Origin of the sequence: Lachnospira eligens, assembly GCF_009680455.1 — a bacterium.
Taxonomy (GTDB): domain Bacteria; phylum Bacillota; class Clostridia; order Lachnospirales; family Lachnospiraceae; genus Lachnospira; species Lachnospira eligens_A.
The window spans coordinates 242,715-260,116 of record NZ_WKRD01000001.1 but is presented as its reverse complement, the minus strand read 5'-3'; the positions used below and the strand labels follow the sequence as shown (position 1 = coordinate 260,116).

16 protein-coding genes are annotated in these 17,402 nt (G+C 38.6%); 12 read left to right on the top strand and 4 right to left on the bottom strand.

Annotated features, from left to right (window positions below; all coding sequences use genetic code 11):
• The first annotated feature begins 76 nt into the window (after positions 1-76).
• The 4 genes from galE to GKE48_RS01320 all read left to right on the top strand — a co-directional run bounded on the left by galE (position 77) and on the right by GKE48_RS01320 (position 4,859).
• Entirely contained in the window at positions 77-1,093 is a 1,017-nt protein-coding gene (gene galE, locus GKE48_RS01335; protein WP_022097280.1) for a UDP-glucose 4-epimerase GalE, read from the top strand.
• Between the two features lie 10 nt (positions 1,094-1,103).
• Positions 1,104-2,456 (top strand): phosphoglucosamine mutase, encoded by a 1,353-nt coding sequence (gene glmM / locus GKE48_RS01330; RefSeq protein ID WP_055286997.1) that lies wholly within the window; start codon positions 1,104-1,106, stop codon positions 2,454-2,456.
• Positions 2,457-2,823: 367 nt separating this feature from the next.
• A complete protein-coding gene (locus GKE48_RS01325) occupies positions 2,824-3,255 on the top strand; it encodes a protease complex subunit PrcB family protein (RefSeq protein WP_055286999.1) in 432 nt (143 codons plus the stop codon).
• A gap of 20 nt (positions 3,256-3,275) precedes the next feature.
• Entirely contained in the window at positions 3,276-4,859 is a 1,584-nt protein-coding gene (locus tag GKE48_RS01320; RefSeq protein WP_154300319.1) for a DUF3794 domain-containing protein, read from the top strand.
• Positions 4,860-4,909: 50 nt separating this feature from the next.
• On the opposite strand, the gene GKE48_RS01315 is transcribed toward GKE48_RS01320, so the two are convergent.
• Together GKE48_RS01315 and GKE48_RS01310 are read right to left on the bottom strand one after the other, a co-directional pair.
• Positions 4,910-5,512, bottom strand: coding sequence for a hypothetical protein (locus GKE48_RS01315; protein WP_154300318.1), 603 nt, complete (start codon positions 5,510-5,512; stop codon positions 4,910-4,912).
• Positions 5,513-5,578: 66 nt separating this feature from the next.
• Positions 5,579-6,961 (bottom strand): MATE family efflux transporter, encoded by a 1,383-nt coding sequence (locus GKE48_RS01310; protein WP_154300317.1) that lies wholly within the window; start codon positions 6,959-6,961, stop codon positions 5,579-5,581.
• 216 nt (positions 6,962-7,177) lie between these two features.
• Here GKE48_RS01310 and GKE48_RS01305 point away from each other — a divergent pair, with 216 nt between their 5' ends.
• From GKE48_RS01305 to GKE48_RS01275, 7 genes are all read left to right on the top strand, one after another.
• Complete coding sequence (locus GKE48_RS01305) at positions 7,178-8,011, top strand: AraC family transcriptional regulator (RefSeq protein WP_022097274.1); 834 nt, start codon at positions 7,178-7,180, stop codon at positions 8,009-8,011.
• A gap of 91 nt (positions 8,012-8,102) precedes the next feature.
• Complete coding sequence (gene ispE / locus GKE48_RS01300) at positions 8,103-8,969, top strand: 4-(cytidine 5'-diphospho)-2-C-methyl-D-erythritol kinase (protein WP_022097273.1); 867 nt, start codon at positions 8,103-8,105, stop codon at positions 8,967-8,969.
• 52 nt (positions 8,970-9,021) lie between these two features.
• Complete coding sequence (locus tag GKE48_RS01295) at positions 9,022-9,690, top strand: GntR family transcriptional regulator (protein WP_012738434.1); 669 nt, start codon at positions 9,022-9,024, stop codon at positions 9,688-9,690.
• A gap of 123 nt (positions 9,691-9,813) precedes the next feature.
• Positions 9,814-10,449 (top strand): stage II sporulation protein R, encoded by a 636-nt coding sequence (gene spoIIR / locus GKE48_RS01290; protein WP_022097272.1) that lies wholly within the window; start codon positions 9,814-9,816, stop codon positions 10,447-10,449.
• A 22-nt stretch (positions 10,450-10,471) separates the two neighbouring features.
• On the top strand, positions 10,472-10,963 hold the full coding sequence (locus GKE48_RS01285; protein WP_173016871.1) for a YwiB family protein: 492 nt from the start codon (positions 10,472-10,474) through the stop codon (positions 10,961-10,963).
• A gap of 28 nt (positions 10,964-10,991) precedes the next feature.
• The gene (locus GKE48_RS01280) at positions 10,992-12,443 is read left to right on the top strand and encodes a nicotinate phosphoribosyltransferase (protein ID WP_041687865.1); all 1,452 of its coding nucleotides are present in this window, start codon (positions 10,992-10,994) and stop codon (positions 12,441-12,443) included.
• Positions 12,444-12,973: 530 nt separating this feature from the next.
• Positions 12,974-13,414, top strand: a complete 441-nt coding sequence (locus tag GKE48_RS01275; protein WP_022098028.1) for a hypothetical protein — start codon at positions 12,974-12,976, stop codon at positions 13,412-13,414.
• A gap of 640 nt (positions 13,415-14,054) precedes the next feature.
• Here GKE48_RS01275 and GKE48_RS01270 read toward each other — a convergent pair.
• Positions 14,055-14,792 carry a lysophospholipid acyltransferase family protein gene (locus tag GKE48_RS01270; RefSeq protein ID WP_154300315.1) on the bottom strand — a complete coding sequence of 246 codons (738 nt, stop codon included), beginning with the start codon at positions 14,790-14,792 and terminating at the stop codon, positions 14,055-14,057.
• Positions 14,793-14,848: 56 nt separating this feature from the next.
• A complete protein-coding gene (locus tag GKE48_RS01265) occupies positions 14,849-15,877 on the bottom strand; it encodes an FAD:protein FMN transferase (protein ID WP_055287435.1) in 1,029 nt (342 codons plus the stop codon).
• 186 nt (positions 15,878-16,063) lie between these two features.
• Between GKE48_RS01265 and tig the strand changes: the two genes are divergently transcribed.
• Positions 16,064-17,248: a trigger factor gene (tig, locus tag GKE48_RS01260; protein ID WP_173016870.1), complete on the top strand. Its 1,185-nt coding sequence runs from the start codon at positions 16,064-16,066 to the stop codon at positions 17,246-17,248.
• Positions 17,249-17,402 lie beyond the last annotated feature (154 nt).

Sequence of the window (17,402 nt, the reverse complement as noted above, 5' to 3'; positions counted from 1 at the left end):
CATATAATAAGCCACAGAACGAGATGTTATATGAAGTTTTGTGGCTATATTAGTATAGAACATAAAGGAGATAACAATGGCAATATTAGTTACAGGCGGTGCAGGCTTTATTGGAAGCCACACAGTAGTAGAACTTCAGAATGCAGGTTATGATGTTGTAGTTGTTGATAATCTTGTTAATTCAAGCAGAAAGTCTTTAGAAAGAGTCGAGAAGATTACAGGAAAGGAAGTTACATTTTATGAGGCAGATATCAATGACGCTGCAGCATTAAATGAGATATTTGAGAAGGAAAGTATAGACAGTGTTATACATTTTGCTGGACTTAAGGCTGTAGGTGAGTCAGTAGCAAAGCCACTTGAGTATTATATGAATAATATATCCGGTTCACTTACACTTTTTGACGTTATGAGAAATCATGGTGTCAAGAATATTATATTCTCATCTTCAGCTACAGTTTATGGAGATCCTGCATTTGTTCCTATTACAGAGGAATGCCCTAAGGGCGAGATTACTAATCCTTATGGCAAAACTAAGGGAATGCTTGAGGAGATTCTTACAGATATCCAGAAGGCTGACCCGGAATGGAATGTAATTCTTTTAAGATACTTTAACCCAATTGGAGCACATGAGAGCGGAACAATAGGAGAGAATCCTAACGGAGTTCCTAATAATCTTATGCCATATATAACACAGGTTGCTGTTGGAAAGTTAAAGGAACTTGGGGTATTTGGTAACGATTATGATACTCATGATGGAACAGGAGTAAGAGATTATATTCATGTTGTTGACCTTGCACTTGGACATGTTAAGGCCATAGAAAAGCTCAATGATAATCCGGGAATTGTAATATATAATCTTGGAACAGGTAATGGATATTCAGTACTTGATATAGTAAAGAATTTTGAGGCTGCTACAGGAATACATATACCATATGTAATTAAGGCAAGAAGACCAGGTGATATCGCAACATGCTACTGTGACGCAGGTAAGGCAGAGAGAGAGCTTCACTGGAAAGCAGAGCGTGATTTAAAGACTATGTGTGCTGATTCATGGAGATGGCAGAAGAATAATCCTAACGGATATGATGATTAAGGAGTAGATTATGGGTAAGTATTTTGGAACTGACGGATTCAGAGGAGAAGCAAATGTAACTCTTACAGTTGACCATGCATTTAAGGTGGGAAGATTCTTAGGCTGGTATTATGGAAAAAACCATGAGAATGGTAAGGCAAAGATTGTTATTGGTAAGGATACAAGAAGAAGCAGTTATATGTTTGAGTATTCTTTGGTAGCCGGTCTTACAGCATCAGGAGCAGACGCGTATCTTCTTCATGTTACAACTACACCAAGTGTTTCTTATGTTGCAAGAACAGAAGATTTTGATTGCGGAATTATGATTTCTGCAAGTCACAATCCTTTCTATGACAATGGAATTAAGCTTATTAATGCCGCAGGTGAGAAGATGAAAGAGGATGTTATCGCTGAAATCGAGAAGTACCTTGATGGTGAGCTTGGAGAAATTCCATATGCAACACGAGAAAACATTGGATGTACAGTTGATTACACAGCAGGTCGTAACAGATATATGGGATATCTTATGAGTCTTGCAATTTATTCATTCAAAGGAATAAGAGTAGGTCTTGATGCTTCTAATGGTAGTGCATGGACACTTGCAAAAGCTGTATTTGACGCACTTGGAGCTAAGACATATGTTATAAATGCTGCTCCGGACGGAACTAATATTAATGCAAACTGCGGTTCTACACATATTGAAGGACTTCAGGATTTAGTAAGAAGAGAGCATCTTGATGTAGGATTTGCGTTTGACGGTGATGCTGACAGATGTCTGTGTGTAGATGAGAAGGGCGAGGTCATAACAGGTGACCATATTCTCTATATCTATGGATGTTATATGAAGGACAGAGATAAGCTTGTCGGAAACAAGGTTGTAACAACAGTAATGTCTAACTTCGGACTTTACAAAGCATTTGATGCAGTAGGAATTGAGTACGAAAAGACTAAGGTTGGCGATAAGTATGTATATGAGTGTATGTCAGAGAACGGCTACCGTATAGGTGGAGAGCAGTCAGGACACATTATATTCTCTAAATATGCAACAACAGGTGATGGAATTATCACAGCCCTTAAGATGATGGAGGTTATGCTTGCAAAGAAGAAGACATTGTCAGAGCTTGCAGCACCACTTGTTATATATCCACAGGTTCTTAAGAACATCAGGGTTACAGATAAGACACAGGCACAGGATGATGCAGATGTTAAGGCTGCAGTTGAAGCAGTTGCCAATGCACTTGGCGCAGATGGAAGAATCCTCGTACGCGAAAGCGGAACAGAGCCTGTTGTCCGTGTAATGGTTGAGGCAGGAAGCACAGAAGAGTGCGAAAAATATGTAGACCAGGTTATAGATGTCATAAAGAGCAAGGGATATGCTGTGTAAGGTTTAAAAAATCTTACTATCTATTATTTACACTCATTCGGAATATGTACAATCAGCTCCCAGTGTCCGTCTATGGCTTATGCTTGAATTATGACGAGCTGTGTAGGAGTTAATGTCGCTATATACATAAGTTCAGTGTGCGAAAGCTCGTTCAAACGAAGTGCGTTTGCTTTCGCATACTGTAATAAACTCTGTAGATAGCGGCATTTACTCCTGCTAAGCGCAGGAATACTGAAAGCATAAGCCATAGACGGACACTGGGAGCGTGCCTGTTCATATGGTGAATGAACATAAACAATAACTTTATATGAATATTTTCAACACCTCCACATAAGATTAATTAGGTCTTATTGTGGGGGTGTTTTTTATGTGTGGAAAATTATGGGGAAAAATCATGACGTTTGTGTTGGCATTGTTGATAATTATGCCTGCGTGTGCCATGACAGGGTGTTCTGGCAGCAAAGAGCCAGATAATAAGACCAGTGTTGATTATACAGTGGTTGAAAATGCAGACCTGCCAGAAGAGCTTAAGAAGCTTATTGAAAGCAAAAAAGATAAAGTGATGAGGCTTACATATACGACTAAGGATTATACATATGTTGTGGCCGGTTATGGAACAAGGGAAACAAGTGGATATTCAATTAAGGTAAATGATGTATACACAGGAGATAATGCACTGTACATTGATCTTAATCTGATAGGTCCGGCAGCGGGGGAAGCTGTAAATGAGGTTGACACATATCCGGTAATAGTGCTTAAGATGGAGAGACGTGAAGAAAGCGTTGTTTTTAAAATGTAGAATGTATAGGAGGTCAGTCTGTGAGACTCAGAACAGAAAATATTCATGAATATCGTTTGAAATGTAATACAGTGGCACAGATTACGCTTGATGATGATTTTAATGTGCCGGACACAAAAGATGATATTGAACTTATAGTGAAAGAATGGGGAAATGTCCAGACCGACAGTGTAAAAGTAAATAAGGATAAAGCTGCAGTTGATGGGGAATTAAAATTTTCACTTCTTTATATAGGTGCATCATCTGACTCAGAAAGAATGCAACCGGTCAAAATGACAGGGAAAATGAGTTTTTCTGAAAATGTCAATCTTTCGGGTGACTGTACAGGTGATTATGTTACATGTCAGGCATCAATAGAAGATCTTAGTATTAAAGCAATTAATTCAAGAAAAATAAGTGTTAAGGCGATAGTTACCCTTAAACTTATATGCGAGAGTCTGCAGGATATACAGATGATAACGGGTGTGGATGAGACGGAGAATACGGACATTCAGCAGTTAAAGGAAGAATTGGAATTTGTGCAGCTTGCAGTTAATCAGCGTGATAATTTCAGAATAAGAGAAAATGTATCACTTCCGGCAGGAAAACCAGAGATACAAGAAATAATCTGGGATGATGTAGATGTAAGAAATCTGAATACAAGGCTTGCAGATGATGGACTTAAGCTTGCTGGTGATTTAGATATATTTGTAATGTATATAGGAAATGGAGAAACAGGAAATGTGCAATGGTACGAGACAACAGCATCATTTGAAGGAAGCCTGGATATAAGTGGTTGCAATGCAGATATGATTCCATATGTTAATTTTCAGATAATTGGAAAGACAGTTGAGGAGCGGCCCGACTTAGATGGTGAAAACCGCGATATTGCAGTTGAAGTGGTTCTTGATATGGATGTAAAAGCATATGAGGAGCGTAAGAAGGATGTTATAGCAGATATATACTCGCCTTCATATGATATGGAAATAGAGAATGCAGATACACAGCTGCGTTGCCTTGTTGTACGTAATAATGTATCAAGCCGTGTTTCAGGTAATCTCCAGCTTGAGAATTATGCTGACCTTATGCAGATATGTAACTGCACAGCTACGGTGCAGCTTGACGATGTGACATATAAAGAAGGAGAGCTGGTTGCGGAAGGTGTTGTAAGTGCAAATGTATTTTACATAACTTCAAGTGACAGTCAGCCGCTTGGCAGTGTGCATACAATCATTCCGTTTGCAGGTACAGTTAAGATTGATGGTGTCAGTCCAGATTCACTTGAATACAACATAAAGCCGTCAGTACAGCAGCTTTCAGCCACAATAAACAGTGCTGGTGTAATAGAGGTTAAATCATCAGTTTCACTGGATGTAATTGTTTTTAGAAACTTTGAGTATAGTGGCATAAAAAGTGCTTATATGTCAGAAGAAAAATGTAATCTGTCAAAGATGCCGTCAATGACTGGGTATATTGCTGATGGCACTAAAACATTATGGGATGTATCTAAAATGTATCATACAACAGCAGATTCAATAAAGGCAAGTAATCCTAAATGTGCTGATGGACTGTCAGAGTCTGTGATTATACCACGGGGTACCAAGCTTCTTCTTGTGAAGGCATAGACATAAAAAGAGGTACAGTCTGTAAAGTCTGTACCTCTTTTTATGTCTGATTATGAATTCTTACCGGCAAAGTAATCGTCGAATTTCTTAAGAACAGCATCTCTTGTGTTCTGGGAAATATCAGGGAGTTTCTTGCCCCATGTTTTAGTGGCTTCTTTAAAACCTTTTTCAAATGCTTCTTTCATCTTAGTCATCTTTTCTTCATCATCACCTGCGAGTGCCTGTGCAAATGAGAAGATTCTTTCAGATGTCTGTTTAACACCCCAGTAACCGTTTTCAGAAATATCTTCCTTAGCCTGTGCAATAGTGTCAGCGTCTGCTGTGAAGTTACCGCCTGCAAGTGCTTTCCACATATCATCAGCAGTTCCAATAGTTATTCCCTGTTTAGAGAACATCTTAGTAACGAGGCTTTGCATCTGAGCCATGCGTGTTTCCTGGTCAGCCTTTAACTGGGCAACAATAGAAGCGTTAGAAGCTTTCTTGTTAACAGCTGCTACTAAACCTTCAGACTGTGAAGCATGTTCATAAGTTGCCGCTACACCTGAATAAGCTGTAGTCTTAGAAATCTCTTTAGTTGAAACCTTCTTATCAGAACCAGAAACAGTATTTGTTTCATAAGCCTGATAATTTGAATTAACTCCGTTTAATGACATTATATCCCTCCTTGGACTTTTATTGTAGTGTTTCTATAGTGTATATCGGTAAATGTATTTCTTTAATTAACCTTCTGTTTTTTCAATTTTTATAGTAGATTTCTTCCATATTCCTGTCCAGTAGAGGCCATAAAGTATGGCAGCGGATGTTCCATTACTGATTACGACAGCATACCATACAGATTCAACCCCCATATTAAGCACATTGGCACATACCCAGAGGGTCAGCAGACGGAATATCCAGATTCTTGAAGCGTCGACAATCATGGTTATCATGGTGTGACCGCTTCCCTGAAAAAGTCCCTGAGTGACATTGTAAAATGCGTTGCTCCAGCACCAGAATGCCATAAGTGAGAGAAAATCTGTTGCCAGCGGAATAACTCTTTCATCAGTCGAGAAAAATGTTACCATAGCCTGAGATATAAATCTTCTTGATAGAATCAAACCAAAGAATAACAGAAACAGTGCACCCATACGGAGTGCGTAATGGTAAGCCTTGTCTGCTCTGTCTTTCTGTCCGGCACCAATATTTTGTCCCACTATAGTTGATATGGCGGAGCCGATACCATTTGCAGGCATTGTAATGATGCTGTTTATCTTGTTTCCGATACCATAAGCGCTTGTTGCAATAAATCCGTAAGCATTAACATTTTTAGTCATAAGAAGGAAACCAAGCTGCATAGTGCTTCCGCCGATTGCTGTTGGAAGTCCGATTTTTACAATCGAACCCATCTTGCTTTTATCAAACTTAAATCCCCTGAAATTAATTCTTATAAGCTGTTCTGGTCTTGTAAGTACAATAAGTGCAATCACTGCACATGGAATTTTGGCAATGAGAGTTGCAAGGGCAGCACCAGCGATACCCCATTTGAAAACCATAAGGAATAACGGGTCTAATATAAGATTAATAACAACGCCAAACATATTAAGAAGCATTGGTTTTACTGTGTCGCCCTGAGACTGTTTGACTGATGTGAAGAGGTTAATGGTAAACAGAAAAGGCAGATCAAGTACTACAATTCTTATGTATGTAAGTCCGTATTTATATATACTTCCTTCAGCGCCGAGCCATTTCACAAGTCCCGGAGAGACAAGCCAGCATATAAGTGCGCATAATACTGAAAATGCAAGTGAAGTAAGGCAGATGTGGTTAGCCATTGAATTAGCCTGTTCATCCTCTCTTGCACCGAGGTACTGTGATATAAGGATTGCACCTGCAGTTGTTATGCCGTTACCGAAATTAATCAGGATATTCTGGAAAGGTGAAACAAGCGTGATAGCCGACTGGTTCTCAGTACCTATTCTTCCCAGCCAGAAAGTATCTGTAAGATTGTACATTGACTGGATAAAACTATTGATCATAACTGGAATTGCAAGCATGAGAATTGCATGAAAGAGATTACCATTAAGAATCATATTTCTTTTATCTTCACTTATTGGTTTTGCCATGATAAGCCCCCTTGTTTTAATAAATATGTTAAAAATGTTTCTTTAAATACAGAAAAATAATCAAAATACTGATTATTTGTTGACATTTCAAAATCCTTTATACATAATATAAGCATAAAAAACAGTGATTTCTACAATTAAACGAAAAAATATTCTTTATAATACAGAAAAATTACTATAATAGACGCAAATGTGTTTGAGATAAGGAGTGGTTATATGTTTCAGGATATGTCGAAGGATTTTGATATCAAGAGGATAAAAAGAAGTAATACCAGTTGTAGTACAGGGGTAGGGGCACATGTGCATCCGTTTAATGAGATATTCTATCTTTCGAGCGGAGAGTGTACAAGCTTTATTGACCACAACATTTATAAGTTCGGAAAGGGTGATCTTGTTATTGTTCCAAGCGGATGTCTTCACAGGACAACTTATAATGGAAAAGGAATGCATGAAAGAATTGTTATAAGCTTTAGAAATGATGCAACTGAATGGATTCAGAACCAGACTGGTAAAGAACTTATGGAAAATTGCATGAAGCCTGGAGTTGTTAATATTCCTGAAAAAAGAAGAGATTATGTTGTTGCTCTGCTTGACAAACTGCTATTTGAAAATGATTCTCCTGATGAGCTGTCGCCGGCATTTATAAAGGTTGGCCTGATTGAACTTCTGCTGTTTATTATCCGCTGTAAGAATTATGAGGAAAATGTTATTAAGGAAATAGATGTGGATAACAGGATTATTCAGGAGGTTGCCACATATATATATGAACATTATGCAGATAATCTGTCTTTAGAGTATGTTGCAGATAAATTTAATCTTAGCAGGTCATATCTTTCAAAGAAATTTAAGACAGCAACCGGATTTGGATTTAAGGAGTACATTATTAATGTAAGAATTCAGAACGCCTGCAATCTGCTGCTTGAAACAAACAAATCAATTACTGATATTGCATTTGAATGTGGCTTTAATGACAGTAATTATTTTGGAGATGCTTTCAGGAAAGCAAAGGGGATATCTCCACATAAGTACCGTAAAAATGAAACTTTTTAAAAGTGCATTTTAAATATTGTACTTGATTTTATACAATATCTTTAATATAATAGTTTTGAAAATGGATTTTGTATACAAGGTTAGGTAATATATGGAAAGTATCAGATTAAAGGCAAGAGCCAAGATTAATCTTGGACTTGATGTTATTGGAAGACGCGAGAACGGGTATCATGATGTAAGAATGGTAATGCAGACTGTTGGTTTGTATGACCGTATTATAATGACAAGGATTCCGGAGGAAGAGATAAGAATTAAGACTAATATAGGATTTCTACCTGTGAATGAGAATAATCTTGTTTATAAGGCAATTATGCTTATGAAGAATAAGTATAAGCTGGATGGAGGAATTGAGGTTGATCTTAATAAATTCATTCCGGTTGCGGCAGGAATGGCTGGAGGTTCAAGTGATGCGGCATGTGCATTATTTGGAATGAACAGGCTTTTCGAACTTAATGTTCCAATGAGAGAGCTTATGAAGCTTGGTGTTGAGATTGGGGCAGATGTTCCATACTGTCTTATGAGAGGAACAGCATTAGCTGAAGGAATTGGAGAGAAGCTTACAAGGCTTCCGGATATGCCATTTTGTCATATTCTTATAGCAAAGCCTCCGGTAAATGTATCAACTAAGCTTGTGTATGAGAAACTGGATAACACAGATGTTAAGCTGCATCCAGATATAGATGGAATAATTGAGGCTATTAAGTTAAAGGATGTTGCACTTGTTGCTTCAAGAATGGGAAATGTTTTAGAGTCAGTTACAGTGCCGTTGTATCCTGTCATTGACAGCATTAAGAAAGATATGATAGAACATGGTGCAATTAATGCCATGATGAGTGGCAGTGGACCGACAGTTTTTGGAATATTTCCAGATGAACAATCAATGATAGCCTGTCAGCAGTTCTTAAGACAGAAGGGCGAGGCAAGGCAGGTGTATACAACGGAAACATTTACACCATAATATATGTGGAAATAATACACATTCAGAGTAATAGAGAAAGGCAAGGTTTTATATGAAAGGTGAACTTAAGATGGATGTTAATGACTATCTTCCATTAAGAGATGTGGTTTTTAATACTTTAAGACAGGCAATTCTCCGTGGTGAGATGGAGCCAGGTGAAAGGCTTATGGAAATTCAACTCGCCGATAAGCTTGGAGTGAGCAGAACTCCTATAAGAGAGGCAATCAGAAAGCTTGAGCTGGAGGGTCTTGTTATAATGATTCCAAGAAAGGGAGCAGAGGTTGCCCATATAACCGAGAAGGACATGAGAGATGTCCTTGAGGTAAGAGCAGCACTTGAGGAGCTTGCAGCAACACTTGCATGCCGCAATGTTACTCCGGAGCGTATTGAAGAGCTTAAGATGGCAAATAAGAGATTCGAGGCAGCAATTATATCTAAGGATGTGGTTGCAATTGTAGATGCTGATGTGAATTTCCATGATATTATATATGCAATGACAGATAATCAGAGACTTATTCAGATTATTAATAACTTAAGAGAGCAGATGTACAGATACAGACTGGAATATGTTAAGGATGCAAGAGCACATTCTATTCTTATCAGCGAACATAATGACATCATTGATAAGCTTTCTAAGAAAGATGAAGAAAATACTAAGATTGTCATAAGACAGCATATTACTAATCAGGAAAAGGGTATTATCAGACTTCTTAACAAATAATCTTTAGATTACACGGAGGCTGGCTGTATATGCCAGCCTTTGTTAGTTTGTAAAATTCTGTTTATTATGCAAATATATGGATATAATCCCAGATATGAAGATATATCAGGGGGTAAATATCATATGAATATTAAAAAGAAACTTGGAATTCTGCTTATTGTTATAATAGTTGTCAGTGGACTGGTTGGTTATTACAGAGTGTCTTATGCAGGAAATTTAGAGGCAGTTACAGAAGGCATATCTGAGAGTATTATAAGATTCCATGTGAGGGCCAACAGTGATTCTCAGGAAGACCAGGAGGTTAAGCTTAAGGTTAAGGAAGCAGTAGTTGATTACATAAGACCGGCTCTTTCAGAGTCAGATTCTCTTTCAGAGTCAAGAGCTATATTAGAGGCAGAAAGTGATAATATCAGAAATGTTGCTATTAAAACCTTACGGGATAATGGATTTATGGAAGATGTAAGCGTGTATTTTGAGAAAAGTTATTTTCCGGTTAAATCATACGGTGATGTAACATTTCCTGCAGGATACTATGAGGCTTTCAGAGTTGATATAGGTGATGCAGAGGGAAAGAACTGGTGGTGTGTGCTGTATCCGCCATTATGTTTTGTGGATGCGGTGTATGGCGTAGTTCCAGAGAATTCTAAGGAAAAGCTTGCAGGAGTTCTTACAGACGAAGAATATAAGACAGTAACTGACAGGGGCTGTAAAGTCAGATTTAAATATTTAACATTTATAAATGAACTGCTTGGGTTATAAGCAGTCAGTGGAGGAAGGACGATTGAATAATAAGGATAAGGTCTTTATTAAGATTAAAGGTTTATATACGGGAACAATGGACGAGGAAGCCTCGTGTGATGGTGAAGAGGTTGAAGTAATTGAGTCACAGGACGATGAGGTCGAAGTTATAAATGTCGGCACATACTCGGTTGTCAACGGCAAGGAATATATACGGTATGAGGAAGTATATGATGACTCACAGGAACGGTCAAGCAGCATAATTAAGATTGATGGTGACAGCGTAGAAGTGACAAAGAAAGGCGTTGTATCTACGAAGATGAGATTTACCATGGGCAGTAAAAATATGACTTATTACCAGACACCTTATGGAAATATGAGCCTTGGTATTATAACGAAAAGTCTTGAAATTGAACGAACTGAGGATACAATAAGTATATATCTTGTGTATGGAATGGAAGTGAATTGTGAACATCTTTCAGATTGTGATATGCAGATAACAATAACAACCAGAGAACTTAGAATTGATGAATAGTACATTTTTCTTTGAAAAAGGAGTAGTTATGAAGAAACAGTTTGATGAGAGAAATCTTACAATGGTAATGGATTTTTATGAACTTACAATGGCTAATGGTTATTTTAAGGATGAGGACAAGGAAAGAAAGGTTGCATTTGATGTATTCTACAGAAAGAATCCTGATAATGCCGGATATGCTATATTTGCAGGTCTTGAACAGATTATTGAATATATAGAGAATCTGCATTTTGATGAAGATGATATTGAATACTTAAGAGGTCAGGGGCTTTTTGGGGAAGAATTCCTTGCATACCTTGCTGATTTTAAGTTCAGGGGAGATATTTATTCATTCCCGGAAGGAACTATTATGTATCCTAATGAACCTGTAATCACTGTTGTTGCACCATTACTTGATGCACAGCTTGTTGAGACTGCAATTCTTCTTCAGGTTAATCACCAGTCACTTATTGCGACCAAGACAAGAAGAATCGTTCGTTCAGCTAAGGGACGTGCTGTATCAGATTTCGGTGCAAGACGTGCACATAACATGGATGCAGCTGTATATGGTGCAAGAGCAGCTTACATCGGAGGTGCGGTTGGAACAGCTACTGTTCTTGCCGGTCAGATGTTTAATATTCCAATCAGTGGAACAATGGCACACAGCTGGGTAATGTTCTATCGTGATGAATTTGAAGCATTTAAGCATTATGCAGAGAATTACCCGGATGCAACTGTGCTTCTTGTAGATACTTATGATGTTGTTAAATCAGGTATTCCTAATGCCATCAGATGTGCAAAGGAAGTGCTTGAGCCAATGGGCAAGCGTCTTAAGGGCATCCGTCTTGACAGTGGTGACCTTGCATACCTATCTAAGAAGGTAAGAAAAATGCTTGATGATGCGGGGCTTACTGACTGCAAGATAGTTGTTTCCAACAGTCTTGATGAATGGACTATTATGTCAATCTTAGAGCAGGGCGGTTGCATTGACAGCTTTGGTGTAGGTGAGAGACTTATAACAGCAAAGTCTGATCCTGTATTTGGAGCTGTGTACAAGATTGCAGCAGTAGAGGAGAATGGAGTATTCCAGCCAAGAATTAAGATTTCTGAAAATGTCGAGAAGATAACAAACCCGGGACTTAAGAAGGTTTACAGAATATATGACGAGAATAAAAAGGCAATAGCAGACCTTATAGCAGGTGCTGATGAGGTTGTTGACCTTTCAAAGCCTTACCGCTATGTAGACCCTGTAAAGCCTTGGAAGAACAGATACTTTGAAAACTGCACAGCAGTAGAGTTACAGCAGCTTGTTGTAAAGAACGGCAAGCGTGTAATGGACAGAGTATCTATTGATGAGATTAAGAAGTATGTTCAGGATCAGCTCACTGATAATATATGGGAAGAAGAGCAGAGATTTGAGAATCCTCATAACCATTATCTTGATATGAGCCCGGCATATTATGATATGAAGATGTCACTTCTTCACAAGTTGACTGACTAGAGGAAAGTGGCAGACGGACGGGGGCAGGGTGTGTATATGCTGCATTGTAAGACACGCTCCCGCTCGTGGAAAGGCGTAGCGGTACTAGGCGCACTGCCTCACTTCGTGAGGTGCGTTTGCCAAGTGCCGACGCCTTTCCAACGGTCTTACACTACAGCATATGCACACCCTGCCCCCTTACGCTGTCACTTCCCCTGTCCGCCATTGGCGGAGGCGGGGCTGTTGGGAGCGTTCACGCAGTAGGCGATGGTTCCATAGGAACCGAGCAAGTTTTTGTGGGGAGGTGGGCGGATTGTGTGGGTATATGTCATTTTCAGACCGTTGGAAGTGCGTCGGCACTTAGTGAACGCACCTCACGAAGTGAGGCAGTGAACTTAGTGTCCGCTACGCACTTTCACGAGCGGGAGCGTGTCTGGAAATGACATATACCCACACAATCCGCCCCACAGACCAACACAAAACACTTGCAATTACTGATTGTTTTGATATAATTAACTAGTATATGAAAAGTTAACGAAGGAGTAGTAAATATGCCAGTTTGGAGTATTGTTTTATTGATAGTTATTGCTGTACTTATAGCAGCACTTGTTGCACTTACTATTGTGGGTAAAAAGCTTCAGAAGAAGCAGGAAGCTAATAACGCACAGTTAGAGGCTGCAAAGCAGGTTATGTCGATGCTTGTCATTGATAAGAAGATGATGAAGATGAAAGATGCCGGACTTCCTAAGATGGTCTTAGACCAGACACCTAAGGCATTCAGAGGTCGTAAGATGCCAATCGTTAAGGCAAAGATTGGACCAAGAGTTATGTCACTTATGTGTGATCCTAAGGTATTTGACCAGATTCCAATTAAGGCAGAAGTCAAGGCAGAAGTAAGTGGTATCTATATTGTAGGCATCAAGTCTGTAAGAGGTGGAAAGATTGTAGTTCCTGAAAAGAAAAAGAAGGGATTTTTTAAGAAGAATAAGTAAGGATGAGAGGCTGCATCAGCGGATTGCTGGTGTGGTCTTTTTTTATGCCACGAAGGTCAGGTGTGGATGTGTAGTTTTGCAATGAAAATTGGGAAATACGGACGAAATGGCTGTTTTTATATGAATTAGTAGGTTTATTGGACTTCGATATATTAGAGAATTAGGGATGAAAACCTACTAATATATCTGATGTGTGCGGATTAGTAGGTCGTTTTGTGAAATTGCTGGCTGATTTAGATGAAATATGAGCCTGCGTGCCTGGAAAATACCTACTAAATTCAATTTAACTTGCAAGTTAGTAGGTCATTGAAGTTGATATAATAAAAAATAATGATTTATTGACATACGAAACAGATTGAATAAGGGGAGTTAGTAGGTTTTTGCCAATAAGTAAGCAAAAAGACAACTCCCAACAAGCAAGGTTTCCCAACGGGAAACCAAAGCAAACTGTAAATTGGGTGAAGTGTAAGGTCATGATGGAGGTATGTTGTATTTTCAGACCGTTGGAAAGGCGTCGGCACTTGGCAAACGCACCTCACGAAGTGAGGCAGTGCACCTAGTACCGCTACGTCTTTTCACGAGCGGGAGCGTGTCTGAAAGGACAACATACCTCCATCATGACCGCCCACTTCAAACCAATCTACACAAGTGTCTTGTTTTCCTCGTACATCTTCTCAATAAGATCCTGCACATCCTTGGCAAGAGTTTTTTTCTGCTCGCGGTCCATGCTGGCGACATCGATTGGCTTGCCAAATTCAAGGACAGTGTGAGTCTTTTTAAAGAATGGAAGGTGGTCTTCTAATGCAGCAGCTGTGTTGTTCTGTACCATAGGAATAATCCTGCAGCCTGATTTTTCAGCAAGCTTAAAGCTTCCTGCATGGAAAGGAAGAACACCATCAATGCTTTTATTTCTTGTTCCTTCAGGGAATATAACAATTGAAGTTCCAGCTTTAAGGTAATCAATACCGGTAAGGATAGTCTTTAAACCTTCTTTCATATTCTTTCTGTCAAGGAAGAGGCAGTAAAGATATCTCATCCATATATTAAGAAGAGGGACTTTTTCAATCTCTTTCTTGGCAACAAAGCCAGTTCTGGGTTTCATGTATGTGTAAGAAATAATTGTGTCGAAGAAACCATGGTGATTGCCTACAAAAAGTACAGCTTCTCCGTCTTTAGGGAGGTTTTCAAGCCCTTTTACAGTTGTTGTAACACCAGACAGAAAAAGAACAACCTTAAAAACACCCTGAACAAAGCGGAGACTTCCGCGATCCTTAGCATCCTGATTGAACTTGCCAATAAGCCAGAATACAGGAAGCATTATAAGGCTGGCAAAGAATATTATTATTGCAAATATAACGATTAATATGAGTCTTATCATTGTATGTTCTCCATTTCATTTTTGATATTAAGTTAAGCCTAGTAGCGCGAGATATCTCAGCTCTTTACATAGGCCTTCGCTCCACTAGAATAGTGAATTTCACCTTCATTAGTCACAAATACAGCTTCAATTCCGTCAAGGCTTTCAATAAGCTTCATGCCATCATCAAGACCCAGACAGAAGCAGGTAGTGCTCAAGCAGTCTCCGGTGAGCGAATCCTTTGATAGAATAGTAACATCAGACAGGTCGTTGTCATAAGAATAGCCTGTAGCCGGGTTAAGTATATGATGGTAAAATGTGCCGTCATCAGCATAGAAATACCGCTCATAGTTGCCGGATGATACAACAGAGGAATCATCAACAGAAAGAGCAACCAGCACTTCATTATTGGCTGCAAATGGCTTCCTTACGCCGATTCCAAAGTTATCCGTGTTAGTTTTCTTACCTATACATAAAACATTGCCACCAAGATTGATTATAGCACGTTTTACACCATTTTCTTCAAGAAAATCTTTGATTTTGTCGGCAATATAGCCTTTAGCAACAGCTCCGAGGTCAAGGATGACATCATCAGGCTTGCTAATTGAATAAGTACCATCACCGTTATCGGACACACTGACTCTGGTGTAATCAACATGTGTCAAAGCTTCGGCAATACGTCCGCTGTCAGGAACTTTCGGTGATTCCGCGGTGAAGTCCCACAGTCTGGAAACGCTTCCTATTGTTATGTCAAATGCTCCATTACTCAAAGCAGCATATTCAAGTCCGGCACTTACTAATTCATACATTTCCTTAGATATGCTTGTTGTCTGGTTAGAATTAACCTTTGATAACTCGCTGTCTTCCTTAGTCCTTGAAAAAATGTTTTCGTAGTAGTCACACAGATTAAGAGCTTCCGTAAGAGTATTCTTAGAAACACTTGTGTATGAGTCAATCTGCACAAATGTGTTTAACTTAAAGCCGTTCACAGACTCCGGGGTAGTCAGTGTAACTGCAGGTTTTTCGCAGGCGGTAAGCACAAAGCCCAGAGCCAGAATAACAGTAAACACATATGAAAAGCATTTTATTTTATTAAATTTCTTCATAGAATAATTACCGGAATAAACCGGCATCCTCCCAAAATTATTAACACATTGAGATTATAACAGTTTAACGCTGTATAAAAAAGTGAAATTAGTGTGAAATTACTTTTATTTTTTTGATAAATGTGCTATAAATATAAGGCTTGCTGTTAGGCAGGAATGTTTATATATGTAGAAATGAGGAAGTATATGAAAAAGAAGTTATTCAGTGTGTTACTTGTAGGTGCACTTGCAGCATCATTAGTAGCATGTGGTAAAACAGAAAAGAAAGAAGCTAAAGCTTCTACAGCTAACACAGAGATAAATGCAGAAGAGTATGCAGGAACAATTACATCTAATGCAGGAGTATATAAGACATTTGTTAATCTTTCAGACTGGAAAGGAATGTCTGTTGATCTTAAGGAGTCAGATTATGTTGTTCTTGATTCAGATGTTGAGGATTATATCAAGAGCATGCTTGAATCAAAGGCTACAACTAATGTTATAACAGAGGGAACAACTAAGGCAGGAGATGTTATTAAGCTTGATTACAGTGGTAAGCTTGATGGAACAGCATTTTCAGGGGGAACTGCTACAGATGTAACTTACACAATCGGTTCAGGGAAATTTATTGAAGATCTTGATAAGGGACTTGTGGGACTTACAGTAGGTCAGGAGACAGATATCACATGTGTATTCCCAGAGAGTTATTACAATTCAGATCTTGCAGGAAAGACAACAGTATTCACAGTAACTGTTAATGAAATTGATGAGTCAGTTGTTCCAGAACTTACAGATGAGTGGGTTGCAGCTAATGCAGCTTCATTAGGAATTGAGGATAGTTCAGTTACAACAGTTGAGCAGTTAAGAACATATGTAAGATCTTACCTTGAGACACAGGCTTCATCAAGCCGTTCAAGTGCTATATTTGATGCTGCTTATAAACAGATGTCTGATGGACTTGACGTTTCAGATTATCCAAGCGAAGAACTTACTGATTTAATAAATACTCTTAACAGTAACGTAGATGCAGAATATCAGTCATATAGCTCATCATACTCTTCTAAGGAGGAGTATCTTAAGAGTGCATATAAATTTGATTCACTTGATGCATTTAACGAGTATGCAGATAATTATGCAAAGCAGTATCTTTTACAGAAGATGATTGTAACTATGATAGCTGCTGATAACAATATCACTGTTACTGCAGATGATATTAATTCAACAGGTGAGGAGCTTGCTTCATATTATGGTTATGATGACTATAATGATATTCTTGATACTTATGGCAAGACTATGAATTCAGAGATTGGATATCAGGTTCTTTATCAGAAGATAGTTGATTTTGTGTGTGAGAATGTTACGGTTAACGATACAACAAATACAGCAGAGTAATTCGTGATTAAGTTAATATTTAATGTTTGACAGGACTAAGGTTGCACAGCTTTTAATGGGTGTGCAGCCTTATTTATTCTTATTATTTTCGCATTAAAACGGGATTTACATATATGAGCAGGCGGATTCTGCACTATTAATAATATGAGAAATG

Bases quoted from the DNA above. Each gene is read 5' to 3' on its own strand.
- GKE48_RS01280 (WP_041687865.1), top strand. From the start codon at position 10,992: ATGAAGAAACAGTTTGATGAGAGAAATCTTACAATGGTAATGGATTTT.
- GKE48_RS01270 (WP_154300315.1), bottom strand. From the start codon at position 14,792: ATGATAAGACTCATATTAATCGTTATATTTGCAATAATAATATTCTTT.
- tig (WP_173016870.1), top strand. From the start codon at position 16,064: ATGAAAAAGAAGTTATTCAGTGTGTTACTTGTAGGTGCACTTGCAGCA.
- spoIIR (WP_022097272.1), top strand. From the start codon at position 9,814: ATGAATATTAAAAAGAAACTTGGAATTCTGCTTATTGTTATAATAGTT.
- ispE (WP_022097273.1), top strand. From the start codon at position 8,103: ATGGAAAGTATCAGATTAAAGGCAAGAGCCAAGATTAATCTTGGACTT.
- GKE48_RS01265 (WP_055287435.1), bottom strand. From the start codon at position 15,877: ATGAAGAAATTTAATAAAATAAAATGCTTTTCATATGTGTTTACTGTT.
- glmM (WP_055286997.1), top strand. From the start codon at position 1,104: ATGGGTAAGTATTTTGGAACTGACGGATTCAGAGGAGAAGCAAATGTA.
- GKE48_RS01295 (WP_012738434.1), top strand. From the start codon at position 9,022: ATGAAAGGTGAACTTAAGATGGATGTTAATGACTATCTTCCATTAAGA.
- GKE48_RS01305 (WP_022097274.1), top strand. From the start codon at position 7,178: ATGTTTCAGGATATGTCGAAGGATTTTGATATCAAGAGGATAAAAAGA.
- galE (WP_022097280.1), top strand. From the start codon at position 77: ATGGCAATATTAGTTACAGGCGGTGCAGGCTTTATTGGAAGCCACACA.
- GKE48_RS01315 (WP_154300318.1), bottom strand. From the start codon at position 5,512: ATGTCATTAAACGGAGTTAATTCAAATTATCAGGCTTATGAAACAAAT.
- GKE48_RS01310 (WP_154300317.1), bottom strand. From the start codon at position 6,961: ATGGCAAAACCAATAAGTGAAGATAAAAGAAATATGATTCTTAATGGT.
- GKE48_RS01275 (WP_022098028.1), top strand. From the start codon at position 12,974: ATGCCAGTTTGGAGTATTGTTTTATTGATAGTTATTGCTGTACTTATA.
- GKE48_RS01325 (WP_055286999.1), top strand. From the start codon at position 2,824: ATGTGTGGAAAATTATGGGGAAAAATCATGACGTTTGTGTTGGCATTG.